The sequence below is a fragment of the Agrobacterium tumefaciens genome (assembly GCF_013318015.2).
In the GTDB taxonomy this organism is placed as follows: Bacteria; Pseudomonadota; Alphaproteobacteria; order Rhizobiales; family Rhizobiaceae; genus Agrobacterium; species Agrobacterium tumefaciens.
This window is the reverse complement of record NZ_CP115841.1, coordinates 18,328-43,816: the sequence shown is the minus strand read 5'-3', so window position 1 is coordinate 43,816 and position 25,489 is coordinate 18,328. Positions and strand designations below refer to the sequence as shown.

Annotated in this window: 23 protein-coding genes; 2 read left to right on the top strand and 21 right to left on the bottom strand. The window is 59.0% G+C overall.

Translation table 11 applies throughout. From position 1 onward, the window contains the following. Positions 1–36 precede the first annotated feature (36 nt). On the bottom strand, positions 37–549 hold the full coding sequence (gene def, locus G6L97_RS00210) for a peptide deformylase (protein WP_065703749.1): 513 nt from the start codon (positions 547–549) through the stop codon (positions 37–39). A 148-nt stretch (positions 550–697) separates the two neighbouring features. Here def and G6L97_RS00205 point away from each other — a divergent pair, with 148 nt between their 5' ends. Together G6L97_RS00205 and G6L97_RS00200 are read left to right on the top strand one after the other, a co-directional pair. After that, positions 698–1,891 (top strand): DNA recombination protein RmuC, encoded by a 1,194-nt coding sequence (locus tag G6L97_RS00205; RefSeq protein ID WP_065703748.1) that lies wholly within the window; start codon positions 698–700, stop codon positions 1,889–1,891. Positions 1,892–1,944: 53 nt separating this feature from the next. After that, positions 1,945–2,844: a ribokinase gene (locus G6L97_RS00200; RefSeq protein WP_013635377.1), complete on the top strand. Its 900-nt coding sequence runs from the start codon at positions 1,945–1,947 to the stop codon at positions 2,842–2,844. Between the two features lie 12 nt (positions 2,845–2,856). On the opposite strand, the gene trmB is transcribed toward G6L97_RS00200, so the two are convergent. The 20 genes from trmB to G6L97_RS00100 form a co-directional block, all read right to left on the bottom strand. Continuing rightward, the gene (trmB, locus tag G6L97_RS00195) at positions 2,857–3,555 is read right to left on the bottom strand and encodes a tRNA (guanosine(46)-N7)-methyltransferase TrmB (protein WP_111782848.1); all 699 of its coding nucleotides are present in this window, start codon (positions 3,553–3,555) and stop codon (positions 2,857–2,859) included. A gap of 173 nt (positions 3,556–3,728) precedes the next feature. Further along, entirely contained in the window at positions 3,729–4,991 is a 1,263-nt protein-coding gene (gene metK / locus G6L97_RS00190) for a methionine adenosyltransferase (protein WP_003514808.1), read from the bottom strand. A 188-nt stretch (positions 4,992–5,179) separates the two neighbouring features. Further along, complete coding sequence (locus G6L97_RS00185; protein WP_003514807.1) at positions 5,180–5,599, bottom strand: helix-turn-helix domain-containing protein; 420 nt, start codon at positions 5,597–5,599, stop codon at positions 5,180–5,182. Positions 5,600–5,733: 134 nt separating this feature from the next. After that, the gene (gene lnt, locus G6L97_RS00180; RefSeq protein WP_065661440.1) at positions 5,734–7,323 is read right to left on the bottom strand and encodes an apolipoprotein N-acyltransferase; all 1,590 of its coding nucleotides are present in this window, start codon (positions 7,321–7,323) and stop codon (positions 5,734–5,736) included. A 199-nt stretch (positions 7,324–7,522) separates the two neighbouring features. Continuing rightward, the gene (locus G6L97_RS00175) at positions 7,523–8,668 is read right to left on the bottom strand and encodes a hemolysin family protein (protein ID WP_003514803.1); all 1,146 of its coding nucleotides are present in this window, start codon (positions 8,666–8,668) and stop codon (positions 7,523–7,525) included. A 15-nt stretch (positions 8,669–8,683) separates the two neighbouring features. Beyond that, positions 8,684–9,190: an rRNA maturation RNase YbeY gene (gene ybeY, locus G6L97_RS00170; RefSeq protein WP_025592266.1), complete on the bottom strand. Its 507-nt coding sequence runs from the start codon at positions 9,188–9,190 to the stop codon at positions 8,684–8,686. Positions 9,191–9,199: 9 nt separating this feature from the next. Continuing rightward, positions 9,200–10,255 carry a PhoH family protein gene (locus G6L97_RS00165; protein ID WP_003514799.1) on the bottom strand — a complete coding sequence of 352 codons (1,056 nt, stop codon included), beginning with the start codon at positions 10,253–10,255 and terminating at the stop codon, positions 9,200–9,202. A 40-nt stretch (positions 10,256–10,295) separates the two neighbouring features. Continuing rightward, the gene (miaB, locus tag G6L97_RS00160; RefSeq protein ID WP_162686712.1) at positions 10,296–11,699 is read right to left on the bottom strand and encodes a tRNA (N6-isopentenyl adenosine(37)-C2)-methylthiotransferase MiaB; all 1,404 of its coding nucleotides are present in this window, start codon (positions 11,697–11,699) and stop codon (positions 10,296–10,298) included. Between the two features lie 64 nt (positions 11,700–11,763). Next, positions 11,764–12,558: a lysophospholipid acyltransferase family protein gene (locus G6L97_RS00155; RefSeq protein WP_019564424.1), complete on the bottom strand. Its 795-nt coding sequence runs from the start codon at positions 12,556–12,558 to the stop codon at positions 11,764–11,766. 30 nt (positions 12,559–12,588) lie between these two features. Then, positions 12,589–13,017 (bottom strand): Fur family transcriptional regulator, encoded by a 429-nt coding sequence (locus G6L97_RS00150; protein WP_003514787.1) that lies wholly within the window; start codon positions 13,015–13,017, stop codon positions 12,589–12,591. Between the two features lie 69 nt (positions 13,018–13,086). After that, positions 13,087–13,581, bottom strand: coding sequence for a GNAT family N-acetyltransferase (locus G6L97_RS00145; protein ID WP_111782849.1), 495 nt, complete (start codon positions 13,579–13,581; stop codon positions 13,087–13,089). A gap of 39 nt (positions 13,582–13,620) precedes the next feature. Further along, positions 13,621–14,289, bottom strand: coding sequence for a tRNA (adenosine(37)-N6)-threonylcarbamoyltransferase complex dimerization subunit type 1 TsaB (tsaB, locus tag G6L97_RS00140; RefSeq protein ID WP_065661442.1), 669 nt, complete (start codon positions 14,287–14,289; stop codon positions 13,621–13,623). A gap of 21 nt (positions 14,290–14,310) precedes the next feature. Continuing rightward, positions 14,311–14,874, bottom strand: coding sequence for a NifU family protein (locus G6L97_RS00135; RefSeq protein ID WP_003514783.1), 564 nt, complete (start codon positions 14,872–14,874; stop codon positions 14,311–14,313). 169 nt (positions 14,875–15,043) lie between these two features. Next, on the bottom strand, positions 15,044–15,535 hold the full coding sequence (locus G6L97_RS00130; RefSeq protein WP_003514782.1) for a universal stress protein: 492 nt from the start codon (positions 15,533–15,535) through the stop codon (positions 15,044–15,046). 115 nt (positions 15,536–15,650) lie between these two features. Then, positions 15,651–16,715 (bottom strand): tryptophan--tRNA ligase, encoded by a 1,065-nt coding sequence (gene trpS, locus G6L97_RS00125; RefSeq protein WP_003514781.1) that lies wholly within the window; start codon positions 16,713–16,715, stop codon positions 15,651–15,653. A gap of 103 nt (positions 16,716–16,818) precedes the next feature. Next, a complete protein-coding gene (locus G6L97_RS00120; protein WP_174002583.1) occupies positions 16,819–17,223 on the bottom strand; it encodes a VOC family protein in 405 nt (134 codons plus the stop codon). Then, positions 17,223–18,812: a murein biosynthesis integral membrane protein MurJ gene (murJ, locus tag G6L97_RS00115; RefSeq protein ID WP_111782850.1), complete on the bottom strand. Its 1,590-nt coding sequence runs from the start codon at positions 18,810–18,812 to the stop codon at positions 17,223–17,225. Before murJ ends, G6L97_RS00120 begins: the two co-directional genes overlap by 1 nt. Positions 18,813–18,819: 7 nt before the next feature. After that, complete coding sequence (locus G6L97_RS00110; RefSeq protein WP_111782851.1) at positions 18,820–21,648, bottom strand: [protein-PII] uridylyltransferase; 2,829 nt, start codon at positions 21,646–21,648, stop codon at positions 18,820–18,822. A gap of 95 nt (positions 21,649–21,743) precedes the next feature. Next, positions 21,744–24,395, bottom strand: a complete 2,652-nt coding sequence (gene mutS, locus G6L97_RS00105) for a DNA mismatch repair protein MutS (protein ID WP_111782852.1) — start codon at positions 24,393–24,395, stop codon at positions 21,744–21,746. A gap of 190 nt (positions 24,396–24,585) precedes the next feature. Next, positions 24,586–25,467 (bottom strand): GNAT family N-acetyltransferase, encoded by an 882-nt coding sequence (locus G6L97_RS00100; RefSeq protein ID WP_174002581.1) that lies wholly within the window; start codon positions 25,465–25,467, stop codon positions 24,586–24,588. Positions 25,468–25,489 lie beyond the last annotated feature (22 nt).

The following is a 25,489-nucleotide window of genomic DNA, read 5'->3' as shown; positions in this document are numbered from 1 at the left end:
CCCTCTATGCCGGTCCGTCTACATATTTAAGACGAATCAGACCTTAGCGCGGGCTGCTTTGGTGAATTTCTTGATGACCATTTCTCGCTTCAGCCGCGAAATATGGTCGATGAACAGAATGCCGTTCAGGTGGTCGATCTCATGCTGCAGACACGTCGCCAGAAGTCCGTCCGCATCGACCGTCTGCTGCTTGCCGTCACGATCGACATATCGCACTGTCAGGGATGCGGGACGCTCTACCTCGGCATAATAATCGGGAATGGAGAGACACCCTTCCTCATAGGCCGAGACGTCGTCCGACACTCTGAGGATTTCCGGATTGATGAAGACGACCGGCTTTTTCTCCTCGTCCTCGCGCGAAACGTCGATCACCAGCATGCGGCGCGGCACGCCCACCTGAATGGCGGCAAGGCCGATACCCGGCGCATCATACATGGTTTCGAGCATATCGTCGGCAAGGCGCAACACTTCGGCATCCACCTGTTCGATGGGCCTTGATTGCTGGCGCAGCACGGGATCGGGCAAAATGATAAGCGGTTTGATAGTCATGGCTTCCCATAACGTATCTCTTGCGCGGAGGAAATAAAAAATACGCGGTCGAAATGAGACCTTCGTCCGGTTTTGGCCGACTCAATTCCGCCGCATGAATGTTCTTGTTTTGATCTTACGAATCACTGGAAATCTGGTAGATTTAGCCATGAGCATCGATTTCTCTTTTCTCCTCGATCCCGCCTTGCGGGCCGGCTCCGTCGACATCAGCTTCGGCGGGCTTCTTACGGCTCTCGTTTTCGGCCTTTCCGCTTTCTGGATGGTCACGAAAAGTCGTGGGAAAAAAGCGGAAGCCGATGGTGAAATTTCCGATCTGCTGAAAACCCAGTCGGAACTGCACGGCCGGATCGCGGCGATGGCCGAGACGCTCGGCACGCGCCAGAGCGAGATGGGCCAGACGATCAACCAGCGCCTCGACGGCATGTCGCAGCGGCTGGGCGAGACGCTGACCGAGCAGACCCGATCGACGCACGAGAATCTAAGCCGCCTGCAGGAGCGGCTTGCGGTTATCGATGCCGCCCAGGGTAATATTCAGGATCTGGCAAAGGACGTGGTCGGGCTTCAGGCGATCCTCTCCAACAAGCAGACGCGCGGCGCTTTCGGGCAGGCGCGCATGGAAGCGCTGATCGCCGATGCGCTCCCCGCCGGGGCCTTTCAGCTTCAGCCCACGCTTTCGAATGGCTACCGACCGGACTGCATCATCAGGATGCCGAACAACGCCCCGTCCCTCGTCATCGATGCCAAGTTTCCGCTGGAGGCGTGGAATGCGCTGAAGGCGGATGAAACGCCCGAGGGCAAACGGGCTGCGACCCAGCAGTTCCGCCGCGATATGGAAGTGCATATTCGCGACGTGGCGGAGAAATATCTGATACGCGGAGAAACGCAGGATACGGCCTTCATCTTCGTGCCGTCGGAATCGATCTTCGCCGATATTCACCAGCATTTCGAATATCTCGTGCAGCGTGCCCATCGCGCTCGTGTCGTTATTGTCTCGCCATCGCTTTTGATGCTGTCGGTGCAGGTTATCCAGTCGGTGCTGAAGGACCAGCGCATGCGCGAGCAGGCGCACCTCATTCAGGGTGAAGTCGCGCTTCTCATGGATGACGTGCGGCGGCTGGACGACCGGACGCGCAAGCTGCAAGCCCATTTCGGGCTGGCGCAGAAAGATGTCGACATGATGCTGATCTCCTCCGACAAGGTGCTGGCGCGTGGCCAGAAGATCGAGGGACTCGATTTTTCGCCGACGGAAAAGGAGACCTCCCATAGCGAAATCGAGCAGGCGCGACGCTTTGCAGAGAACAGGGCAGGAACGGCCAAGTTGCGGGTGGTTGACGACGAGTGATCCCCTCGGGCAAAGTCGCCGCCTTGCTTTGAATTTCATACGGACATGCCCTGATGATTACTGTTTTCGGCTCCATCAACATGGATCTCGTCGCCACCGCCAAACGCCTGCCCAAACCCGGTGAAACCGTGACGGGAGAGACCTTTTCCACGGCGGCCGGCGGAAAGGGAGCCAATCAGGCGCTTGCCGCACGGCGCGCAGGTGCAACGGTCAAAATGGCGGGCGCTACGGGTGATGACACCTTTGCCGCGCCAGCGCTGACATTGCTGCGCGATGCCGGCACCGATCTATCGCTCGTCAAGACCGCGCCCGGCCCCACGGGAACCGCCGTAATCCTGATCGGTGAAGGCGGGGAGAACATGATCTCGGTCATTCCCGCCGCCAATGGCGAAGTTTCCGCATCCGACGCCGCAAGAGCCGTGGCGGAGATGGCAGCGGGCGATATTCTGATGCTTCAGTTCGAGGTGCCCGCACCCTCAATCGAAGCAGCACTGACGGCCGCGAAGGCTAAACGCATCACCACTATCATCAATACCGCGCCGCTGACCGCGGACGGGCCGCGCCTTGCCAGCCTTGCCGATATCGTCATCGCCAATGAGACCGAGTTCGAACTGCTGATCGGCAAAAATGGACTTTCAGCCTCCGAACGGGAAAATGAACTCAAATCCCTGCATGAGCAGACCGGCCAGACATTGATCGTGACGCTTGGTGCTGATGGCGTGATCGCCATTCGCAACGGCAAGGTCTTCAAGGCGTCCGGTCTCAAGATCGAGCCGGTCGATACTGTTGGCGCTGGCGATACATTCTGCGGTTATCTCGCCGCCAGCCTCGATCAGGGTATGGATTTCGAAAAGGCGCTAAAGCGCGCCGCAGTCGCAGGCTCGCTCGCCTGCACCCGCGCCGGCGCACAGCCTTCCATTCCGGTTGCTGCCGAAGTGGACGCGAATATCTGACGGTTCGAGCTGTTAAATGCGAATGAAAGTGAGATAGGCCGAGCTGCGGCCTTCTCTTTTCGCCTTGTTCTCATAACGCGTGCCCGGCCAGTTGGCATAGGGGGTGTGCCAGTCCTCGGCACTTGCCGCCGTCCACTCGAAACCGCCGTGGCGGGCGCAATGCTGTAGCGTCCAGTTGACGTAGGTATCGATATCGGAAGCAAAGCAGAACTTGCCACCGGGTTTCAGGACGCGATGGAAACGGGCAAGATTGACGTCGGAAACGAAACGGCGCTTCCAGTGCTTCTTCTTCGGCCAAGGATCGGGATAGAGAAGATCGATGTGATCGATCGACCCATCCGGCAGCCAATCCAGCAATTGCGTCGCGTCATCATCGTAAAGGCGGATATTCATCAACTCGCCTTCACGCACGCTTGCCAGCAGCTTGGCCATGGAATTGACGAAGGGCTCGACGCCGATAAAGCCGGTCTCAGGATTTTCAACCGCGCGGTGGACAAGGTGCTCGCCGCCGCCGAAACCGATTTCCAGACGCACCGATTTCACATCCGCCGGAAAGAGAGCGACGAGATTTTTCGGAGGCGCGCTTTCCAGATCGATTTTCAGCAAAGGCAGCAGGTTTTCGATCGTATCGATCTGCTGATTGCGCAGGGGCTTGCCCTTGCGTCTGCCAAAAAACGCTTCCGTTGCGCGCGAACGCCGCTCTTCCGTCATGTCATACTCTCAAGAACAAATAGACTAAACCCGCACAGGGCCACTTGAATGGCACTATGCGGGTTACAAATGGTGCAACCGGTATCTCTCAATCCCCGTCGAATGACAAGGCTTAGAACAAGTCCCCGCATTTTCCGGACGTAAAATCGCTACGCAATTTTACTGGAAATGCTTCAAGCGCTCAAAGCTTCCTTGAGCGGCTTCACCAGATCGAGCTTCTCCCAGGAGAAGGAACCGTCACGGCCCGCCTTGCGACCGAAATGGCCGTAGGAAGATGTTTTGGCATAGATCGGCTTGTTGAGATCGAGATGACGGCGAATGCCCGACGGCGACAGATCCATGACCTTGCGGATGGCGCCTTCGACCTGATCTTCGCTGACCTTGCCGGTACCGTGCAGATCGACATAAATCGACAGAGGCTGGGCGATGCCGATCGCGTAGGAAATCTGAATGGTGCAGCGCTCGGCCAGACCGGCAGCCACCACGTTCTTGGCCAGATAGCGGGCAGCATAGGCCGCGGAACGGTCGACCTTGGTCGTGTCCTTGCCGGAGAATGCACCGCCGCCATGGGGGGCAGCACCGCCATAGGTGTCCACGATGATTTTGCGGCCGGTCAGACCCGCATCGCCATCGGGACCACCGATGACGAATTTGCCCGTCGGGTTGATATACCACTGGCAATCATCGGCGATCTTCAGGTCACCCAGCGCTTCGCGGATATAAGGTTCGACAACTTCGCGAACCTTCTTCGAATCCCAGCTGGCATCGAGATGCTGCGTGGACAAAACGATGGATACGGCTTCCGAAGCCTTGCCGTCGACGTAACGAACCGTCACCTGGCTCTTGGCGTCGGGACCGAGTTTCGCAGCTTCGCCTTCGCCGCTTTTACGGGCGGTCGCGAGCAGCTGCAGAATACGGTGGGAATAATAGATCGGAGCCGGCATCAGGTCCGGCGTTTCCTTGCAGGCGTAACCGAACATGATGCCCTGGTCGCCAGCACCCTCGTCGCCCTGCTTGTCGGAGGCGTTGTCCACGCCCTGCGCGATATCCGCCGACTGCGGATGCAGGAGAACGTCGATCTTCGCCGTCTTCCAGTGGAAACCATCCTGCTCATAGCCGATGTCGCGGATCGCCTTGCGGGCAGCCGACTTGAACTTCGAGGGATTGATGACCGGGTGGCCGGCAGCATCCTTGAGAACCTTGCCGTCCTTGTCCTTTTTCAGCAGGGTATCGGGAACCCGAACCTCACCGGCGATAATGACACGGTTCGTCGTCGCAAGCGTTTCGCATGCGATGCGCACGGTCCAGGGGTCGACACCCGTCTTGGATGCCTCACGATAGATGAGATCCACGATTTCATCGGAAATACGATCACAAACCTTGTCCGGATGACCTTCGGCCACGGACTCGCTGGTGAACAGGTAATTGGCACGCATGCGGGATTCCCCTCAAAGAACGGTCTTCGAGTTTGTTAGTCATTTCGGCCATGAAAGACAAGGACACAACCACATAAATATATCTTTATGTGAGAATTCCTTTCTAATTGGGCACAAAAAAACGGCCCTTGCGGACCGTTGAGTGTCCAGCGCCGTACGCTGGAAAATAAAGCAGTCGCCTGCGAGTGCTACTCAGCATCCCCTTCGGCGGCGAGCGACTTCACGAGATCAACGAGGCGGCGGCGAACCTTCGGGTCGGCGATCTTCACGAAAGCGCGGTTCAGTTGCAAGCCTTCGGCAGACGACAGGAAATCCACCACGTAATTGGAACTCGATGCTTCTGCCATGCCCGTCGTGCCGACGGCCTGATCACCCGGCGCGTCCTCGAAGAAGAAGGAAACCGGCACATTCAGAATCGCGGAGATATTCTGCAGGCGGCTGGCGCCCACGCGGTTCGTGCCCTTTTCATACTTCTGAATTTGCTGAAAGGTAATTCCGAGGCTTTCACCCAGCTTTTCCTGGCTCATGCCCAGCATGGTTCTGCGAAGACGAATTCGGCTTCCGACATGAATGTCGATGGGGTTAGGCTTTTTCTTATTTTCGGTCATCATGCGGTCCTGACACTCGGAAAGGGTTGATATCTCGTTTCATTGCTTATTCGAAGAAATGAGCTGGTATTTCGACAGCGTCTAAACTTGTTTTACGACTGACGTATTCACTATGCAATTGTAGGGGTTCCCGGTCAATTCTGGCGCCGGGCAAAACGCCAGGCAGAAAATACCGAAACGGTCAGCATGATAGAAAAAATCAACCAGAAATACGTCCGATGTATGTCGTAAGTAACAGCGTCATTTGACCCACCACTCAAGGTGGCGTCAACAATTCCGACCCGGCCGTAATCCAACCCGGCAATAATACGACCATAGGGATCTATAACGGCGGAAATTCCGGTATTAGCGCCGCGAATCACCGGCACTCCCGTTTCAACGGCCCGTACTCTTGCCTGCAGAAAATGCTGATAAGGGCCGGGTGTATCGCCGAACCAGCCATCATTCGTGACGTTCAGGATCGCTGCGGCGCCCGCCAGACCAGGGGTCATCTCTTCGGGAAAAATGATCTCGTAGCAGATCAGGGGATAGAGGGTTTTACCGGAAGGAAGCGTCAAAGGCGTGCGCGAAGACGCGGCTGAAAAGCCGCCCGGCAGGCTGATGACATTATTGATGCCGAATCCCCGTAGAATATCTTCGAAAGGGACATATTCTCCAAAGGGTGTCAGATGGACCTTGTCGGTCGCGCCGATGATCTCGCCCTGACTGTCAATCGCATAGACCGAATTGTAGTAACGCGGAGGCCGGCCGGCACCGGCATCTTCCATTCTGACCGCACCGGTAAACAGGACCTGCCCGTCTTCAAGCGTCTTGGCGATTTCCGCCAGAGCGTCCGGGTTTTGCGTCAGGATGAAAGGCACGGAGGTCTCCGGCCAAACGATGATATCTGGGCGTTTTTTTCCTTCGCCGGGCGGCAGGCCCGTCAAGCGCAGATGCTCGCTGAAAATCTCGGCCCTGTCTGCATTCAGCATCTTGCGGGACTGGTCGATCGACGGCTGCACGATCCTCACGGTCAGCGCGTCCGCAGGTGTCTCCAACGGTGTCTGAAGGCGGTAAAAGCCATAACCAAAATGGCCAGCCAGCAGCAGGCTCGCCGCAATGAGACCCGGCCACATGCCTTTTTTCGTGCCGATCAAGGCAGGCGAGGCGAAGATGAAGACGGCAAGCGTGGTGACACCAAAAAGACCAAGCAGATGCGCCGACTGCATCATGATCGGCACAGGCATGATGCCATAACCGATAGCGTTCCAGGGAAAGCCAGTTGCTATGAAGCTGCGGAGCCATTCCAAAAGGCCGAATGCGGACGCAAGTGCGGCGATACGGCCGAGACCGTCCGACCAGACGATATTGGCGGCTGCGACCGCAAAACCGTAAAACACGGCGAGAACAGCCGGAAGGCCGAGGATGGCGAGCGGTAGCGCCCAGGCGAACTCGTCAGCTTCCAACAGGAGCGCATTACCCAGCCACCACAGGCCCGCCACGAAATAACCAAGACCGAAACACCAACCGATGCCGAAAGCGGGCATGATACGGCTGAAGATGCCGCCGCCCGGCTTGCCGGTGCAGCCATCGACCAACCAGACAAGCAGGGTGAAAGACAAAAAAAGCGCCGCGAAAAAGCCAACCGGAGGCAAGGCCAGCGCTCCAACCGCGCCTGCGGCAATCGCCATCACTGCGCGGCTTTTGCCGCCGGCCAGCATTACCCTGCCTGCAAGACGCTCCATGCCATCTCCGTTTAATGCCCACCCGGAAAAGCCCAACCCCGGCATGGCCGCGCAAAGGAATTTCCCTTTAGACTCGACGTAAAGGAAAAAAGATTCGCAGTCCACAGAAGGGATGATCGCCGGAGCACCGTGCGTCCTTTTGGACTCTTGATGACGCGTTCAAGGAGCGGAGGCGACGGGGAGCATCCCGTCGCCCACCTCAGTCAGCGTTTTGCTGGTGGGTGATGAGGCGAACATCCGGCGCGGGCAGCGGAATAACCTCATCGGCATCGGCATCGCCCGGCGCGCGGTCATCCTGCCCTTCCGAGCCATGATCGCGGACGATACGGACACCCTTGATACGCCTTGTATCCGCATCGAGGATCTGGAACTCGAAACCAGGTACGGCCCTGACCACTTCACCCTTGGCCGGAATGCGGCCGAGTGCGAAGAATATCAGGCCGCCGAGCGTATCGATTTCTTCAAGATGTTCGCGGACATCGAATTCCGGTCCGATTGCCTCGGCAAGTTCAGTAAGTTCGGCGCGGGCATCCGCCACCAGCACGTCGGCGGACAGACGCGAAAACATCGTCTCGTCCTTGTCGTGCTCGTCATCAATGTCACCCACCACCATCTCGACGATGTCCTCATGGCTGACGAGACCGTCCGTGCCACCATATTCGTCGATCACCAGGGCAAGCTGTGTTCTCTGTGCCTGCATGGTCTTCAAAAGATCGGAGGCCAGCATGGAGGGGGGTGCAAAAAGAATTTTACGCACCAGCCCGGCATCGGCGACCGTCTGTTCCAGATCCACCCGTGCCAGGTCAAAATTCGGTCGCGGCGAGCGCGGAGCCTTCGCCTCGCCATAGGCAACGCCACGCGATCCCACCCGGCGCTTGTTGCGCGCCTGCTTGGCGACATAGGCCAGCAGATCGCGAATGTGGATCATGCCCTTCGGATTATCCAGCGTCTCATCGTAGACCGGCATGCGGGAGCGCCCGGTTTCCTCAAAGAGGATCAGAGCTTCGCCGATGGTCATATTCTGGTCGAGACCGTCGATATCCACGCGTGGGATCATGATATCTTCGACCCGAACCTCCCGGAAACGCAGGATATTGTTCAGCATCGCCCGCTCTTCGGGCGAAAAGGCGGCACCGATTTCGGTGTCGTCCATCAGCGCGTCGGTCAAATCCTCGCGCAGGCGCTCGCCCTGTGACGGCTTCAGCAACCGTCCAATGCGCGACCAGATCGTCGATCTCGGCTTTGCATTGGAGTCGTTCCGTAAATGACTACTGCCCTCCTCCGAGGAGGACTGCTCGCCGTTTTCTCTGCCCTCATTGGCAGGTCGTGCAGAATGTTCGTTCATGGCTCCAGACAATATTCAAAGCGGTTCCTGTCCCGCGTAAGGATCAGATAGGCCAAGCACCGCCAAAATGCGAGTCTCAAGCGACTCCATTTCTTCCGCCTCCTCCTCATCCATGTGGTCATAACCGAACAGGTGCAGGAACCCATGAACAAGAAGATGGGTCAGATGATCCTCGAAACTCTTCTCAAGTTCAAGAGCCTCGCGTTCAACCGTCTCGCGCGCGATGACGATATCGCCCAGCATCGGGCCAGGCATGCCGCCCGGTTCCAGCGGAAAAGCGGGGAAAGACAAGACATTGGTTGCCTTGTCCTTGTCGCGCCATTCAGCATTGATTTCCCGGATATTTTCATCGTCGGTAAAGACCAGCGACAGTTCCACCGGCATTTTCGGGAAGGGTTGGTTCTCTTCCCGCTTCAAAAAATCAACCGCTGCATCCAGCACCTTGGTGGCGAATGCAAGAAGGTCCTCTTCCGAGGACCAGCCTTCGGCCTCGACGCTGATTTGAATATCCAGAGCTGTCATTGTCTTGCGTCAGTTGCCCTTCACGAGGCTTTCATCCGGCACCGCCGTGTGGGATTCGTACGCCCGCACGATGCGCGCCACCATCGGATGGCGCACGACGTCCACATCCTTGAAGCGCACGACGGATACACCTTCCACATCGGTGAGGATTTGCAGGGCCTCGACAAGACCCGACTTCACGCCGCGCGGAAGGTCCACCTGGCTTGGGTCGCCGGTCACGATCATGCGGCCTTTCTCACCAAGACGGGTAAGGAACATTTTCATCTGCATGGTCGTGGTGTTCTGGGCTTCGTCCAGAATGACGGCGGCGTTGGCAAGCGTGCGTCCGCGCATAAAGGCCAGCGGCGCAATTTCGATGACGCCCGCCTGAATGGCGCGCTCCACCTTGTCACCCGGCATCATGTCGTAAAGCGCGTCGTAAAGCGGGCGCAGATAAGGATCGACCTTCTCCTTCATGTCGCCCGGCAGGAAGCCAAGGCGTTCGCCCGCTTCTACTGCGGGACGCGAGAGGATGATGCGGTCGACCGCACCACGCTCCAGAAGTTGCGCTGCATGCGCCACGGCAAGATAGGTCTTGCCGGTGCCGGCGGGGCCGACGCCGAAAACCAGTTCGGACTGCTCCAGCGCCCGCATGTAGACATCCTGGGTGGGCGTTCGGGCAGCGACGGTCTTCTTGCGCGTGGAAATCTGCGCCATGGAGATCTTCGCCTTGCGCTCCATCGTCGGCAAGGTCAGCTGGTCATCTGCCGCCATGGCCATGCGGATCGCGCCTTCCACGTCGGAAACCTCGGCGGTTCCGCCCTTGAGCAGACGCTCGTAAAGGAAATCCAGCGCCCGGCGAGCCTGATTGGTGGCAACGACATCGCCGGTGATGGCAACGGAATTGCCGCGCGGGCGCGCATCGATGTTGAGGCGTTGTTCCAGCAATTTGAGGTTCTGATCGAACTGACCGAATAGCTCTCCCGCTATCCTGTTATTCTCGAACGTGAGGACGAAGTGATTGGCGTCGGTCGCGGCTTGGCGTGGCTGGCGCGATGAAGGTGATACCAATTCATGTGCGTTCAAGCGGTCAGGCTCCTGTCCCAATCAGTGTCGGCTCCTCACTCTAACTCTCTGCCACCTCGGCAAACAAGCTGTTTGGACCCGTTGCGGTGATTCGTACATTAACAATGTCACCGATTTTCAAAGTCTTTGCATCAAGATTCACAGATTGCAGCCAGGGAGAGCGACCTATCAACTGTTCAGGCATGCGGCCGGGCTTTTCCAGCAACACATCCATCGTCTTTCCGACCAGTGATTCCGCAAATTCCTTCTGCTGCCGCAAGAGCAGCGCCTGCAATCGTTCCAGCCGCTCGGCCTTCACCTCTTCCGCAACCTGATCCGTCAGATCAGCGCCCGGCGTTCCTGGGCGTGTGGAATATTTGAATGAAAAGGCCTGCGCATATTTCACCTGTTCGATGATCGCCATCGTGTCTTCGAAATCACGATCCGTCTCGCCGGGGAAGCCAACAATAAAATCCCCGGACATGGCGATATCAGGGCGGACGGCCCGGATTTTTTCAATGAGCTGGATATATTCCTCACCTGTATGGCGACGATTCATCGCCTTCAGAATGCGATCCGACCCGGACTGAACAGGCAAATGCAGATAGGGCATCAGAATGCGCAGGTCGCGATGTGCGCCAATCAAGCGGTCATCCATGTCGCGCGGATGGCTGGTGGTATAGCGAAGGCGTGCAAGACCGGGAATTTCCGCCAGCCGGTAAAGAAGCTCGGCAAGTCCCCATTTTTCGCCCTTCGGGCCTTCGCCCTGCCAGGCATTGACGTTCTGGCCGAGCAGCGTGATTTCGCGCACACCGGCATCCACCAGTTTCATCGCCTCATCGACGATCTGGCGCACGGGACGCGAAACTTCCGAACCACGCGTATAGGGCACCACACAGAAGGTGCAGAACTTGTCGCAGCCTTCCTGCACCGTCAAAAATGCCGTGACGCCGCGCGTACGCAGTGTTGCCTTTTCGGCCACCGGCAGATGTTCGAACTTGTCCTCAACGGCATATTCGGTCTCGATGACGCGCTCGCCGCCGCGCACCCGCTTCAAGGCGTCCGGCAGGCGATGATAGGTCTGGGGGCCGATGACGACATCGACGGCTGGCGCACGGCGAAGGATTTCCTCGCCTTCCGCCTGCGCCACGCATCCGGCAACGCCGATCACGAATTCCCGGCCCTGTTCTTCGCGCGATTTTTTCATGTCGCGCAGGCGGCCGAGCGCCGAATAGACCTTTTCAGCGGCCTTTTCGCGGATGTGACAGGTGTTCAGAAGCACTAGATCCGCCTCGCCCATATCCTCCGTCTGAACGTAACCGTCCTTCGCCAGCGCATCGCTCATGCGGACGGAATCGTAGACGTTCATCTGACAGCCATAGGTCTTGATGAAGACCTTCCTGCTGTTAGAGCCCTCGCGGGCAATCATTTCGGGGGCATCGAGGCCAAGCGTTTCCTGGGTCATGGCGGTTATCTAGTGTTTTTCACGCCCGGATTAAACAGAAAAATACCGGAAAAGCTGGAATGCTCTATTTCCGCCAGCCACCACGCAGGCTGAAAGCCAACATGGAACGGATAGAAGCGGCGATATCGGTCGCCAGACGCTTGCGGTTATCTGTGCTGTGAAACGGAACGCTGTCGCCGAATGTAACGTCGACGTCGATGGCACCTGCCCTGATGATACCGAGCAGATGCGGCACCAGAGTTATGCTGCCCGGCCAGGCCGCAATGACCCGGTGGTAACGTCCCATGGCCATGCCCTGCACCCGCGTATAGGCGATTGCGACCGGCTGCACATAGACGAGCTTGCCCGGAACCTGCTCGGCAGCCGTGGAGGCTGCGCCAAACAGCGAGGATTTGACGGCAAGCATGCGGTTGCCGTCAGAGGTAGTGCCTTCCGGGAACAACACGACGATCTCGCCATCGGCCATGCGGGCGGCGATCTCGCCGACCTGCGCACCGGTGCTGCGCTTCTGCTCGCGCTGGACGAAGATGCTTTTCTGCAGACGGGCGAGCCAGCCGAAGACGGGCCAGTCACGCACTTCCGTCTTGGCGATGAACACCACGTCGGCAATACTGCCGAGAACGAGAATGTCCTTCCACGAGGCGTGATTGACCGCCAGCATCAGCGGTTTTGCCCGCTCCACATCCCCATGGACATGCACGCGAATGCCGAGGACATGGCAGGCGATGCGGTGCCAGATGCGTGGAATGCGGCGACGAAGCCGCCAGTCGAAGGCAAGGCCCAACAGTTGCAGCGGCAGCAATATAAGCGTGACGATCAGGAGAACGACCGCAATATAGGCTGTCCGAAGCCACATCATGATTGAACCGTGCGCTTGCTCACCAGCGTCTCAATGTTCGCCGGGCTTCAACGGTACACCGTAGAGTTCGAGCCGGTGATCAACGAGCTTGAAGCCATGTTCCCTGGCGATCTTTTCCTGAAGCGCCTCGATCTCGGGTGAATGAAACTCGATGACCACACTATTCTTCAGATCGATCAGATGATCGTGATGTTCCTCAGGCACGGTCTCGTAACGCGAGCGGCCATCGCGAAAATCATGACGCTCGATGATGCCGGCGTCCTCGAACAGCTTCACCGTTCTGTAAACGGTGGAAATCGAGATGCGCGGATCCACGGCGGAGGAACGGCGGTAAAGCTCCTCGACATCCGGATGGTCTGCCGATTCCTGCAGCACGCGGGCGATGACACGGCGCTGGTCCGTCATCCGCATGCCGCGTTCGGCACAAAGTTCCTCCAGCGTTTTCGAAAGGTCTATCACGTCTTCTGGCCTTTTGAGTATTCCGGTTGAATTTCGGGGCTGTCGCCGAAAAATGCCTGTCGCAGGGAACTAGCGAAGATCGCGGCGCATGACAAGCGCCGTCGACTTCGCGCCATCCTTGGCGGTGTAATAGGCCTTCCGCTCAGCGACCGTTTTGAAGCCGAGCTTTTTATAAAGTCCCACGGCGGAGGCATTGTTGCTGTCCACTTCCAGGAACATCGTTTCGGCACCGCGCATCATCGCCTCACGGACGGCCGATTGCATCAGGCGCCAGCCGAGGCCGGTGCGCGCGAACTTGTCGGCCACCGCAACGGTCAGGATTTCCGCCTCGCCGGCCACTTCGCGCGCAAGCACGAAACCACCGAGCGGTTTGCTGAAAAATGCGTTCGTCTGCCGCGCGACGGCACCGAAAACCGAGCCTTGCGTCAACAGCCCGGAAAACTCCCCGTCATTCCAGGGGCGCGGAAAGCGCAGCGCATGCAATTCCGCCACTCCGGCGCAATCCTCATGCTGCATCGGCACGATCTCGAAATAGGGCTTCCAGCTTAGATATTCGTCAAACATAACAAGGAATCATCCGCACGCATTTACGGGTGCCACCTATCAGGCAACGCTCTGGCGTGCCAGCGCAAAACCCGTCTGCGGCCGGGCATCCGGGCCGCGAAGGTAAAGCGGTGCGGGTTTCGGCATGCCTTTCGGCTTGCGTCCACCCGCCCGCGCGACAGTGGAAATCGGAAAATGATCGGGCCCTGACCCCGCGTCGAAACCCTGAAAAAGGGGTGCGGCGGAACCGATAATGGCGCCATCGAAACCGGAGAGAGCCGTTTTGGCATCCGCCAGAGACAAAAGCGCGGCCTCGAGGAGCGGCGATCCATCCTCTGCAAATGTCTGGAGGTAGGCTTCGCCCCGTTTGGCGTCGAGCCCGACAGCCACTGGCCGGCCGGGATTTTCCAGCAGATGATGCAAGGCGATCGTCTCAAGCGTGGTTACGCCGACTGCCTCTATGCCGAGCGACAGGGCAAAACCACGCGCGGCGGCAACGCCGACGCGAATGCCGGTAAAGGAACCCGGTCCGATCGTTACCGCGATGCGCCCGACTTTCTGAAGCGGCAGGTGTGCCTGCTGCAGGGCACCATCAATCACAGCCATCAGCCGCTCGGCATGACCTTTTCCGATGGTTTCGCACACCTCGCCAAGCACCGTGTCGGAGGCGCTGTCATAGACGCAGGCGGAACAGTCCACACCTGAGGTATCGAGTGCGAGAACAATCATGGCGCGGCCTGGCTTATAACGTCATACAGCTTCGACTTCGCGCACTTCCGGCACGAAATGACGAAGCAGGTTCTGGACGCCGTGCTTCAGCGTGGCGGTGGAGGACGGGCAACCAGAGCAGGCGCCCTTCATGTTCAGGAACACGGTGCCGTCGCGGAAACCACGGAAAGTGATATCGCCGCCATCCTGCGCCACGGCGGGGCGGACGCGGGTATCCAGCAGTTCCTTGATGGTGGCGACGATGGTTTCGTCACCCGCTTCAAAGAACTCGCCTTCCTCATCCGACACTTCAGCCGCAATGGCGGTTCCCATGATGGGGCGGCCAGACATGAAATGCTCCATGATCGAACCGAGAATGGCGGGCTTCAGATGCTGCCATTCGGCGTCATCCTTGGTGACGGTGATGAAATCGAAGCCGAAATAAACACCGGTGACACCCGGAATGGTGAAGAGGCGCTCTGCCAGCGGCGAGGCCTGCGCCTGCGCGGGGTTGAGAAACTCAGCCGTGCCGCTTTCCAGCACCACCTTGCCCGGCAGGAACTTGAGGGTCGCGGGGTTCGGCGTGGCTTCCGTCTGAATGAACATTATCTGTCTCCTTCGAGGTCGCCGTTCACGCCCCGCAATTTAGAATTCTTCCAAAAAATACGCCTGGCGAAGCCTTACTTCAAGCCCTGACATGATAATTACATTCAAGAAATCGTCAGCCCCAAATTCTTGCCCGAATCCGTTCCTGCCTTTCGGGGTCGAACAAAGTTCAGCAGAGGGCGTCGATTTCCTCATCCGTCAGCGTATCCGGTAGCACGGTGACGGGGATGGGGAAGGCCGCACCGCGTCCTGAGATGGAGGAGACGAGCGGTCCCGGCCCTTCCTTCGTTGATCCTGCCGCCAAAACCAGAATGGCAATATCGCGATCTTCCTCGATGAGCCCGTGGATCTGTTCGGTTGCGCCGCCTTCACGGATCACCGCTTCCGGCTCGATGCCGATGGTCTCACGGACCTTCTGGGCGATCTTGGCAAGCGTTGCTTCCGCCTCCTCTCGCGCCTCGGCCCGCATGATCTGCTCGACGCCCAGCCACTGCTGGAAATCGCCTTCCGGTATCATGTAAAGCAGAACCAGTCCGCCATTGGAGTTCTTGGCGCGACGACCGGCATAATGCACGGCCCTTTCGCATTCCGGTGTGTCATCGATAACAGCGAGAAATTTGCGACGATGCCCTTCCAGACGCGACAGCCGTTTTGAAACCATTCCGCACTCCCTGTGTCCGCCGCGATCCGAAAAACCGCCCGACGGTTCGGGCGGAGATTATATCAAATCACGGCAGGCGCAAACCGCCCGCCGTGATCCGCAAGGCGATACGTGGTCAGCGCAGGAACCCGATGATGTCGCGCACCTCGTTCATCGTGTTTTCGGCGATCGCGCGCGCGCGCTCACCACCCTGTTTGAGGATGGCATCGATGTGGGTGGGATCGTCGAGAAGGCGGCGCATCTCGTTGTTGACCGGAGCCAGCACATTGACGGCAAGCTCGACGAGAGCCGGCTTGAAGGCCGAGAACTGCTGTCCGCCGAATTCTAAAAGAACTTCCGCTTTCGTCTTGTCAGACAGTGCTGCATAGATACCAACTAGGTTTTCGGCCTCCGGGCGGCCCTTCAGGCCTTCCACTTCGCTCGGCAGTGCATCCGGGTCCGTCTTCGCCTTCTTGATCTTTCTCGAAATGGCGTCGACATCGTCCATGAGGTTGATGCGCGACAGATCCGACGGATCGGACTTCGACATCTTCTTGGTGCCGTCCTTCAACGACATCACCCGCGGTGCCGGACCGCCGATCAGCGGCTCCACCATCGGGAAATAGGCATGCACCGGCTCATTGCCCACGGTGATGTCGAGCCCGAGACCGGCGTTGCGGATATGGTCGCCGAAATCGATGTTGAATTTCTGGGCGATGTCGCGGGCCAGTTCCAGATGCTGCTTCTGGTCGTCGCCGACAGGAACGTGGGTCGCACGGTAGACGAGAATGTCCGCAGCCATCAGGCTCGGATAGGCAAGCAGCCCAAGCGACACCTGCTCGGCATTCTTGCCGGACTTGTCCTTGAACTGCGTCATGCGCTCCATCCAGCCGATGCGCGCCACGCAATTGAAGATCCAGGCGAGTTCGGCGTGCTGCGGCACAGCCGACTGGTTGAAGACGATATGCTTCACCGGATCAATGCCTGCGGCAATGAAGGCAGCAGCGATCGAGCGGGTTTGCGCCTTCAGGTCCGAATGAACGAGCTGGGCGGTGATGGCGTGCATGTCGACGACGCAATAGATGCAGTCGTTATCTTCCTGCAACGCCACGAATTTGCGGATGGCCCCGAGATAATTGCCGAGATGCAGATTGCCGGTCGGCTGGACGCCCGAGAAAACCAGCGGCTTGAATGCGTTCATTGTCGTCCTCGAAAAGGCTTGTGGAGGGCCCCGCCCCGTGGTTGGAATTGCACGCGCGCTTATGCACCTACAGCCCCTCGCAATCAAGCGGTTTCAGGGCGCGTCAGCCGCGCGGCTGAAGAAGATCCCAGTGATTTCCATAAGGGTCCGCAAAGACCGCGACGGAGCCATAAACCTCATGGCGCGGTTCTTCCAGAAAGCGCACGCCGCGCGCAAGCATCGTCTCGTAGTCACGACCGAAATCGTCGGTATGCAGGAAAAACCCGACACGGCCGCCGGTCTGGTTGCCGATGGCAAGACGCTGCGCTTCGCCATCCGCCTCGGCAAGCAAGAGGGCACAGCCATCGGTCCCTTGAGGCTTCATCACCAGCCAGCGTTTGCCGTCATCAAGAGGTTGGTCGGAAAGGCAGTCAAACCCCAGAACCTCGCAATAAAACGTCTTTGCCCGGTCATAATCGTCCGCCAAGAGTGTGATGAGGGCGATGCGACGGTTTTCTGCAAAGGACATCAGCTTATCTCCGTCTGGGCATTCTTGTTGCGGCGCTTTTTGATGGCTCTCTTGACCATGCCGAGATCGGCACCACCCGAAACAAACGCCAGCACGAAATAAACAAGCATGGCGGAGAGTACGAGGCCCATGATGGTTCCGGCCCGGACGAAAATGGAGGAGGCGGAGGACAGCTCGAAGCTGAGATAGGTCAGCGCATAGTGAACGAAGCCCGCCATAAGGGCGGCGGCCAGCAGCAAGCGCGGAATGCGGGTAAGGAGCGGAATGTCCACATGCCAGTGACCCCGCCACAACAGCATGCCGAACAGCAGGGCGGCATTGACCCAGCCGGCGGTGATCTCGGCAATGGCGATGCCCGAACCTCCGAGACGCGGAAACAATGTCAGCGCCAGAGAGACGTTCACAACCACGGAAATCGCCGCGAAGATCATCGGGGTGCGGGTGTCCTCGCGGGCAAAGAAGCCGGGAATGAACGCCTTTATCAGCACGAAAGCCGGCAGGCCGAGGCCATAAATACCGAGGATCTGCGCGACGGTGACGGTGGCCGAAGGCGCGAAATTGCCGCGCTCGTACAGAAAGCGCACGATGGGTTCCGCCATGACGAGAAGGGCAGCGGCAGCGGGTAATGTCAAAAACAGCACGAATTCGACCGAGCGGTTTTGCAGGCTTCCCGCCTCGACCATATGTCCGCCACGCAAAGCCCGCGCCAGCTCCGGCAAAAGCACGGTGGCAACGGCGATGCCGACGACACCGAGCGGCAGCTGGTAAATCCGGTCGGCATAGGCGAGCGAGGAGATCACACCCTCACCGGCAGACGCGATATTGGTGTTGATCAGGAGATTGATCTGGGTGATGCCGCCGGTGATCGCGGCCGGCAAAGCAAGGACCAGCAGGCGCTGGACATTCTTCGTCAGCCGGGGTCTGCGGAAACCGATCCGCATGCCGGCATTGCGCACGGCGATCCAGACGATGCCAAGCTGCACCACACCCGCCGCCATCACACCCCAGGACAGGGCATAACCCACCTGAAGCGGGTCGTAATGCTTCCACCAGGCCAGCATCAGAACACCAATCAGAATGATGTTCAGGAAGACCGGCGCAATCGCGGCAGCGAAATAACGGTGCAGCGAATTCAGCATGCCGCCCATCATCGCCGCCAGCGACATGCAGGCGAGATAGGGAAACATGATGGTTGCGAGACGGACGGTGTTGTCGAATTTCACCGGGTCTTCCAGAAAGCCCGGCGCAATAACGGTGCGCACGATGAACGGCATCGACAGTTCCATCAGGATCGTCAAAGCCAGAAGCACGGTGAACAGAACGCCGAAAACTTCTTCGGAAAAGCGCCTTGCGCCCTCCATGCCGTTCGCCTCGATTTCCTTGGCAAAAAGCGGCACGAAGGCCGAGTTGAACGCGCCTTCGGCAAAAAGGCGCCGGAAGGTGTTCGGGAACCGGAAGGCAGCATTGAAGGCATCGGCGACCGGGCCGGTACCGACGGCTGCGGCCATCAGCGTCTCGCGGAGGAAACCGAAGATACGGCTTCCGAGCGTGGCCGTGCCGACCGTGGCGAACTTTCCGATCAAGCTCATGGGAATTTCAAGCCTTTGCCGTGCGCGTGGCCGGCAGCGCCGCCACATCGGGATGGGCGATGATGCCGTTTGGCATGCGATCGCGCAATTCGTCTTCCTGCTCGCTCATCACGGCCTTCAGACGCGTGGCAATGCTGGCCTGCCGGTTGTCATTGGTGACCTTCTGGCCGAAGAGATCCGTCACGTAGAATGTGTCGATGACCTTCTCGCCAAAGGTGGTGATGCGTGCGGAATGAATATCCAGCGACAGATCGGCAATGACAGCCGTCATATCCGCCAGAAGCCCCGGCCGGTCGAGGCACTCGACCTCGATAACGGTGAACTTGTTCGAAAGCCCATTGGAAATGATGACGGAGGGCGGAATGGTGAAGGCGCTTTTCTTCCTCCGGCTCTTGGTGCGGGTGGCAATCATTTCCGGCAGGCGCTGACGACCGGACAGAACCTCTTCGATCAGCTTGCCGACATTGTTGCCGCGCCGCGTCTCGTCTTCGTCGATCGGAAATTCGCGGTTGATCAGGATCGTATCGAGCGCCCGCCCATCGGATGTGGTGAAGATTTGCGCGTCGGCAATGTTGGCGCCGGCCGCAGCGCAGGCGCCGGTAATGATCGACAGCAGGCGCGGATGGTCGGGCGCCAGCACGGTGATTTCGGTGATGGCGTGGAAGGAATGTGTGCGCACCATGGTCGACAGCGCCTTTTCCTGCTTGTCGGCCTCGCGGATGAAGCGGGTGTGACGCACCTGATCTTCCAGCGCCACCGTCAGCAGATAGGGCTCATAGTGCAGCTTGGTGTATTTGCGCCGTGCCTTGTGGCCCCAGTCTTCCAGCGCGTCGTAAAGCGCCTGACGGGCAATATGCGCCCTTTCCTTGCGTGAGACTTCCGAAAAGCCACCGGAGAGAAGCAGCTCGGTCTCGTAATAAAGAGAGCGGAGCAACTGACCCTTCCAGCCGTTCCAGACACCCGGACCGACCGCGCGGATATCGCAGACCGTCAGGATAAGCAGCATCTTCAGCCGCTCCATGGATTGTACCTTGTCGGCGAAATCGGTGATGGTCTTGCGGTCGTGCAGGTCGCGCGTCTGGGCGACCATGGACATCAGAAGATGCTGCTCGATCAGCCAGACCACCATTTCGGTCTGCTTGCCGGTCAGCCGGAAACGCTGGCAAAGCTTGCGGGCCACGCGCGCACCGGCAATCGAGTGATCCTCCTGCCGGCCCTTGGCCACATCGTGCAGCAGAACGGCCACATAAAGTGCCTCACGCTCCTCGACACCCGGCATCAGCTGGTTGGCAAGCGGATGGGCATCCACAGCCGTCCCCTTGTCCACCTCCGACAGTACGCCGACCGAGCGGATCAGATGTTCGTCCACCGTATAGTGATGATACATGTTGAACTGCATCATCGCGACGATCTTGCCGAATTCGGGAATGAACTTGCCGAGGACGCCAGCCTCGTTCATGCGCCGCAAGGTGAGCGCCGGATCACGCCTCGAGGTGAGGATCGCCAGAAACAGCCGGTTCGCCTCCTCGTTCTCGCGAAGCCCGTCATTGATCAGCGACAGCGACCGGGTAACGACACGCAGCGCATCCGGGTGAAGTTCGAGATTGTTGATATCGGCGATATGAAAGAGCCGGATCAAATTGACCGGATCGTTTTTGAACACGTCCGGCTTGGCCAGCGCGATGCGGCCGCGATCCTCAACGAATTCAACAGAACCGGGAATTTTGCGGACGCGGTGGGCAAAGCGGCTGAGAACACCCGACAGGCCCGGCACGTCCTTTGCTTGCCTGTCCTCCAGTGCGGCGCAGACGATGCGGGTCAGGTCACCCACGTCCTTCGCCACCAGGAAGTAATGCTTCATGAAACGTTCGACGGCGGAAAGCCCGGGGCGTGGCTGATAGCCCAGCGCATCGGCGATCTCGCGCTGAATGTCGAAGGAAAGGCGCTCTTCCGCCTTGTTGGTGATGAAATGCATCTGGCAACGGACGGCCCAGAGAAAATCATCGGCCTTTTCGAACAGCCTGAGTTCGCGCTTAGACAGGACGCCAAGCTTGACGAGATCGGCTGTATCGCGGACATGGTAATAATATTTGGCGATCCAGAACAGCGTGTGCAGGTCGCGCAGGCCGCCCTTGCCTTCCTTGACGTTCGGCTCCACCAGATAGCGCGTATCGCCCGCCTTGCGGTGACGCTGGTCACGCTCGGCCAGCTTGGCGGCGATGAATTCCGGCCCGGTACCGGTGACAACTTCCGACTCGAAACGTTTTTCGAGATCATCGGTCAGGGATTTTTTGCCGCAGATTGCCCGCACTTCCAGAATGGCGGTGCGGATAGTCATATCGGATTTCGACAGGCGGACGCACTCATCCACCGTGCGCGTGGCGTGGCCGACCTTGAAGCCGAGATCCCAGAGCAGATAAAGCACGAACTCCACGGCCTTGTGCATATCCGGCGTGTTCTTGGCCGGCAGCAGGAACAGAAGGTCGATATCCGATCCCGGCGCCAGCGTGCCGCGACCGTACCCCCCCACCGCTGCAACGGCGATTTGCGGCGCGTCTTTCGGATAGACATATTGGCAGGCGAGATCATAGAGGATTTCGATCAGCCGGTCCTGGAGCCAGGAGATACGTCGGGCGCAATCGATGCCGCTGCCGTCGGATTTCAGCAGTTCGCGAGCCTTTTCCCGGCCTTCCGTGCTGGCCTTGCGAAAGATCGGCAGCAGGTCTGACCTGACATCGGCGATGCGCTTGCCGTCGTTCTTGAAGATGATGTCGCATTCGCGCTTCAGCGCCGAAACATCGAGAATTTCGGAAAAATCCAGGTCCTTGATGGCCATTTATGCCGTTATCCATGTCCTGTGGGAAAGCCACCGCTTGCGATGGGATTGTCCTATAGCGAGTTTCAAAGGCGATGGACAGGCAGTCTATCCTCTTAAGCCTTGCCAAGTTCTTTCTTTAACGCATAGAGCGCGTCCAATGCCTCACGCGGCGTCATTTCGTCCGGGTTGAACCCCTTCAAAGCTTCTTCCACCTTCGATGGTCCAGCCTTGCGGGTTTCCTCACGGCGAACCGCGATCTGGAATAGTGGCAGATCGTCGATCAGCTGACTGGCCGGGTTCTTTCGATCGGCATCTTCGAGCTTCGTCAGCACCTCACGGGCGCGCTCCACCACCGATGCCGGAAGTCCGGCGAGCCTTGCCACCTGAATACCGTAGGAACGATCTGCAGCACCCGGTCCGACCTCGTGCAGGAAGATGACGTCACCCTCCCATTCCTTCACCCGCATCGTGGCATTGGAAAGGCGACCAAGTTTTTCCGACAGCACCGTCAGTTCGTGGAAATGCGTGGCGAAGAGGCCACGGCAACGATTGACCTCGTGCAGATGCTCGACCGCCGCCCAGGCGATCGAAAGGCCGTCGAAGGTTGCCGTGCCACGGCCGATCTCATCCAGAATGACAAGCGAGCGATCCGTCGCCTGATTGAGGATGGCGGCCGTTTCCACCATTTCCACCATGAAGGTCGAGCGGCCACGCGCCAGATCGTCGGACGCGCCGACGCGGGAAAACAACCGGTCTACGATGCCGATATGGGCGGCTTCTGCCGGAACGAAGGAGCCGATCTGCGCGAGGATGGCGATGAGCGCATTCTGACGCAGGAAAGTCGATTTACCGCCCATGTTCGGGCCGGTGAGCAGCCAGATCGCACCATTTTTGCCGCCCTCAGCAGCCGACAGATCGCAATTATTGGCGATGAACGGCCCGGCGGACTGGCGCCGCAGCGCCTGTTCCACAACCGGGTGGCGCCCGCCTGTGATCGCAAAGGTCATGGAGGCATCGACGATCGGGCGGCAATAGGCCTGTTCCGTCGCCAGATAAGCAAGGCTCGAGGCAACGTCGATAATTGCAAGTGCCGCCGCGCCGGCCTTGATTGCTTCAGCCTGGTGCACCACGGCCTCAACCATGCGTGCGAAGGCCTCCAGCTCCATGGTCAGAGCCTCAGCCGCGGCATTGGCGATGCGGCTTTCGAGATCGGCAAGCTCGGTGGTGGTGAAGCGCATGGCGCCGGCCATGGTCTGGCGGTGAATGAAGCGCGCCTTCGCCTCATCCGTCGCCATCATGACATCGGCGTTGCCCGCCGTTACCTCGATGAAATAACCAAGCACGTTGTTATGCTTGATCTTGAGCGATTTGATGCCGGTTTCCTCGGCATATTGCAGCTGCAGCCCGGCGATTACCCGGCGCGACTGGTCACGCAATGCGCGCACGTCGTCGAGTTCTGGACTGGCGCCCTCACGCAGAAAACCGCCATCACGCTTCAAAAGCGGCAGATCGTCGGCCAGCATCGAGCCAAGCATGGCTTCCAGCCCGCCCGGCAAAGCCTTCAGATCCGCAAGTGCGGCAGCAAGCTCCTCCGGCAATAGTCCCTGATCGAGAATGGCGGCAATTCTCTCGGCCGACGCCAGGCCCTGCCTGATCGCCCCGAGATCGCGCGGGCCACCGCGCTCAAGCGCAAGACGGGAGAGCGCGCGCGGCATATCGGCAACCTGTTTCAATGCGTCGCGCAGGCTATCGCAAAGGGATACGTCATCAATGAGATAGGCGACCGCATCGAGACGGGCATTAACCCTTTCCGGATCGGTCAAGGGAGACATCAGCCGCTCGGCCAGAAGCCGCGCACCGCCGCCCGTGACCGTGCGGTTGAGGGCATGCAGGAGCGATCCGTCCCTTTCGCCCGAGAGCGTCTTCACCAACTCCAGATTGGCGCGGGTCGCGGGATCGATGAACAGCGTGGAGGCAGCGCTTTCGCGTTCCGGCGCACCAAGCGGCGGGCGCTCGGCAATCTGGGTCTTTTCAACATAGGCAACCGCGGCAGCGGCAGCGGCCATCTCCACGCGCGAAAATGTGCCGAAACCATCGAGGGTCGAGACGTTGAAGTAACGCGCGATCCGCCCTTCCGCCGTAGCGCTGTCGAACAGAATGGCCGGCTGCGGCACGGCGACACGGCCAAGCATATCGAAAACCGGTCGCAGCTCTTCGTCATGGAACAGACTGTCGGCAACGATCAGCTCACGTGGATCGATGCGCCAGATATCAGCGAGGAGCCGCGTCAGCGTGGTTTCCGCCAAGCGGAAGACGCCGGTGGAAATATCAATCCAGGCAAGCGCAAACTGTGCCTCCGCACTGCCGCGAATACGAGCGAGCGCCATAAGATAGTTGGATTCCGTCGGCGACAGCAGCTTTTCTTCGGTGAGCGTGCCGGGCGTGACAAGCCGCACCACATCGCGTTTTACCACGGATTTCGATCCGCGCTTCTTCGCCTCGGCCGGGTCCTCCACCTGCTCGCAGACGGCGACGCGATAACCGCGCAGGATGAGCTTCTGGAGATAATCATCGGCGGCGTGAACGGGAACGCCGCACATGGGAATATCCTGCCCCATATGCTGGCCGCGTTTCGTCAGCGTGATGCCGAGCGACCGCGAGGCTTCCACCGCATCGTCAAAGAACAATTCGTAAAAATCGCCCATGCGGTAAAACAGCAGCGAACCGGGGTTGTTCGCCTTGATCTCGATATATTGCTCCATCATGGGAGTGGCCGTAGCGCGGCTCTCTTCCGAGATCAGGGAAGCGGTGGTCAAAACGTCCGTCAATGGCTTGCCGATGTCATATCGTGTTGCGGAAAGGGAGCGCCGACACTAGCGGCAATGGCCGCACCAAGACAACACACACGGCACCGCTGCCCACAGGAACATCCCGCTTGATCCGAGTTAAAACCGGTTAGCCGTTGATGCGCTCGGTCTCGCCGCCGTAATAGCTGATGTAGCGGCCGGCGATAGAGGAAACCGGCAGGACCACGAGAACATCTGTCGTGTTGAAGGCGTGGTCCACCACGGCGCCGGAGCCGAACATAGCGCCGAGACGCATATAGCCCTTGATCAGCGGCGGCATGGCGTTCAGCGCTTTGCGGGCGTTCAGCGCCTCAGCCGGTACCAGGTCCATCTCGTGATAAAGCTCGGGAAGAGCGGAAGCCGCCCACTCGCCCTTTGCAACGCAATTGTGATGCAGGAAGGACAGAGCAAGCGCGTGGGCTTCCGGCTGCACGCCGGGGAACGAAGCGCAACCGATCATGGCATCCATGCGGTGTTTCACGGCATAGGCCCAGTTGCCCTGCCACAAAAGCTCAACCGTGCGCTTGGTGCGATATTCCGGCAGCACGCAGGAGCGGCCAAGCTCCATGAAGCGCTTGCCCGGATGGCGCACTACCAGCCCGGCGATGTCGAATTCGCTTGCGGAATAAAAACCGTTATTCGCGAGTGCAGTTTCCTGACGTAACAGACGGTAGGTACCGACGATCTGGTCCTCGCTGTCGCCTTCAATCGCCTTGTCGAGCACGAGCAGATGGTCGCAGACACTGTCCCAGGCGTCGATGTCGCGCTTGCGGCGCATGGCGTCTGCGGGAAGGCGCGCCTTCATTTCATCAACGAAAACCCGGTAACGAACGGACTGCGCCGCGTCGATCTCCCGCTCGTTTCTTGCGAGCCGCGTTTCCAGCGAGCCGATACGGCCGAAAAGCCCCTCATTGTCCTGAGCGGTGTCTGGACGAGGATGAATAACAACTTTGTTTTCACAAATGTCGTGACTGTAGATTTCGGCAACCATGGGGAATCGCTCCGCCACCAAA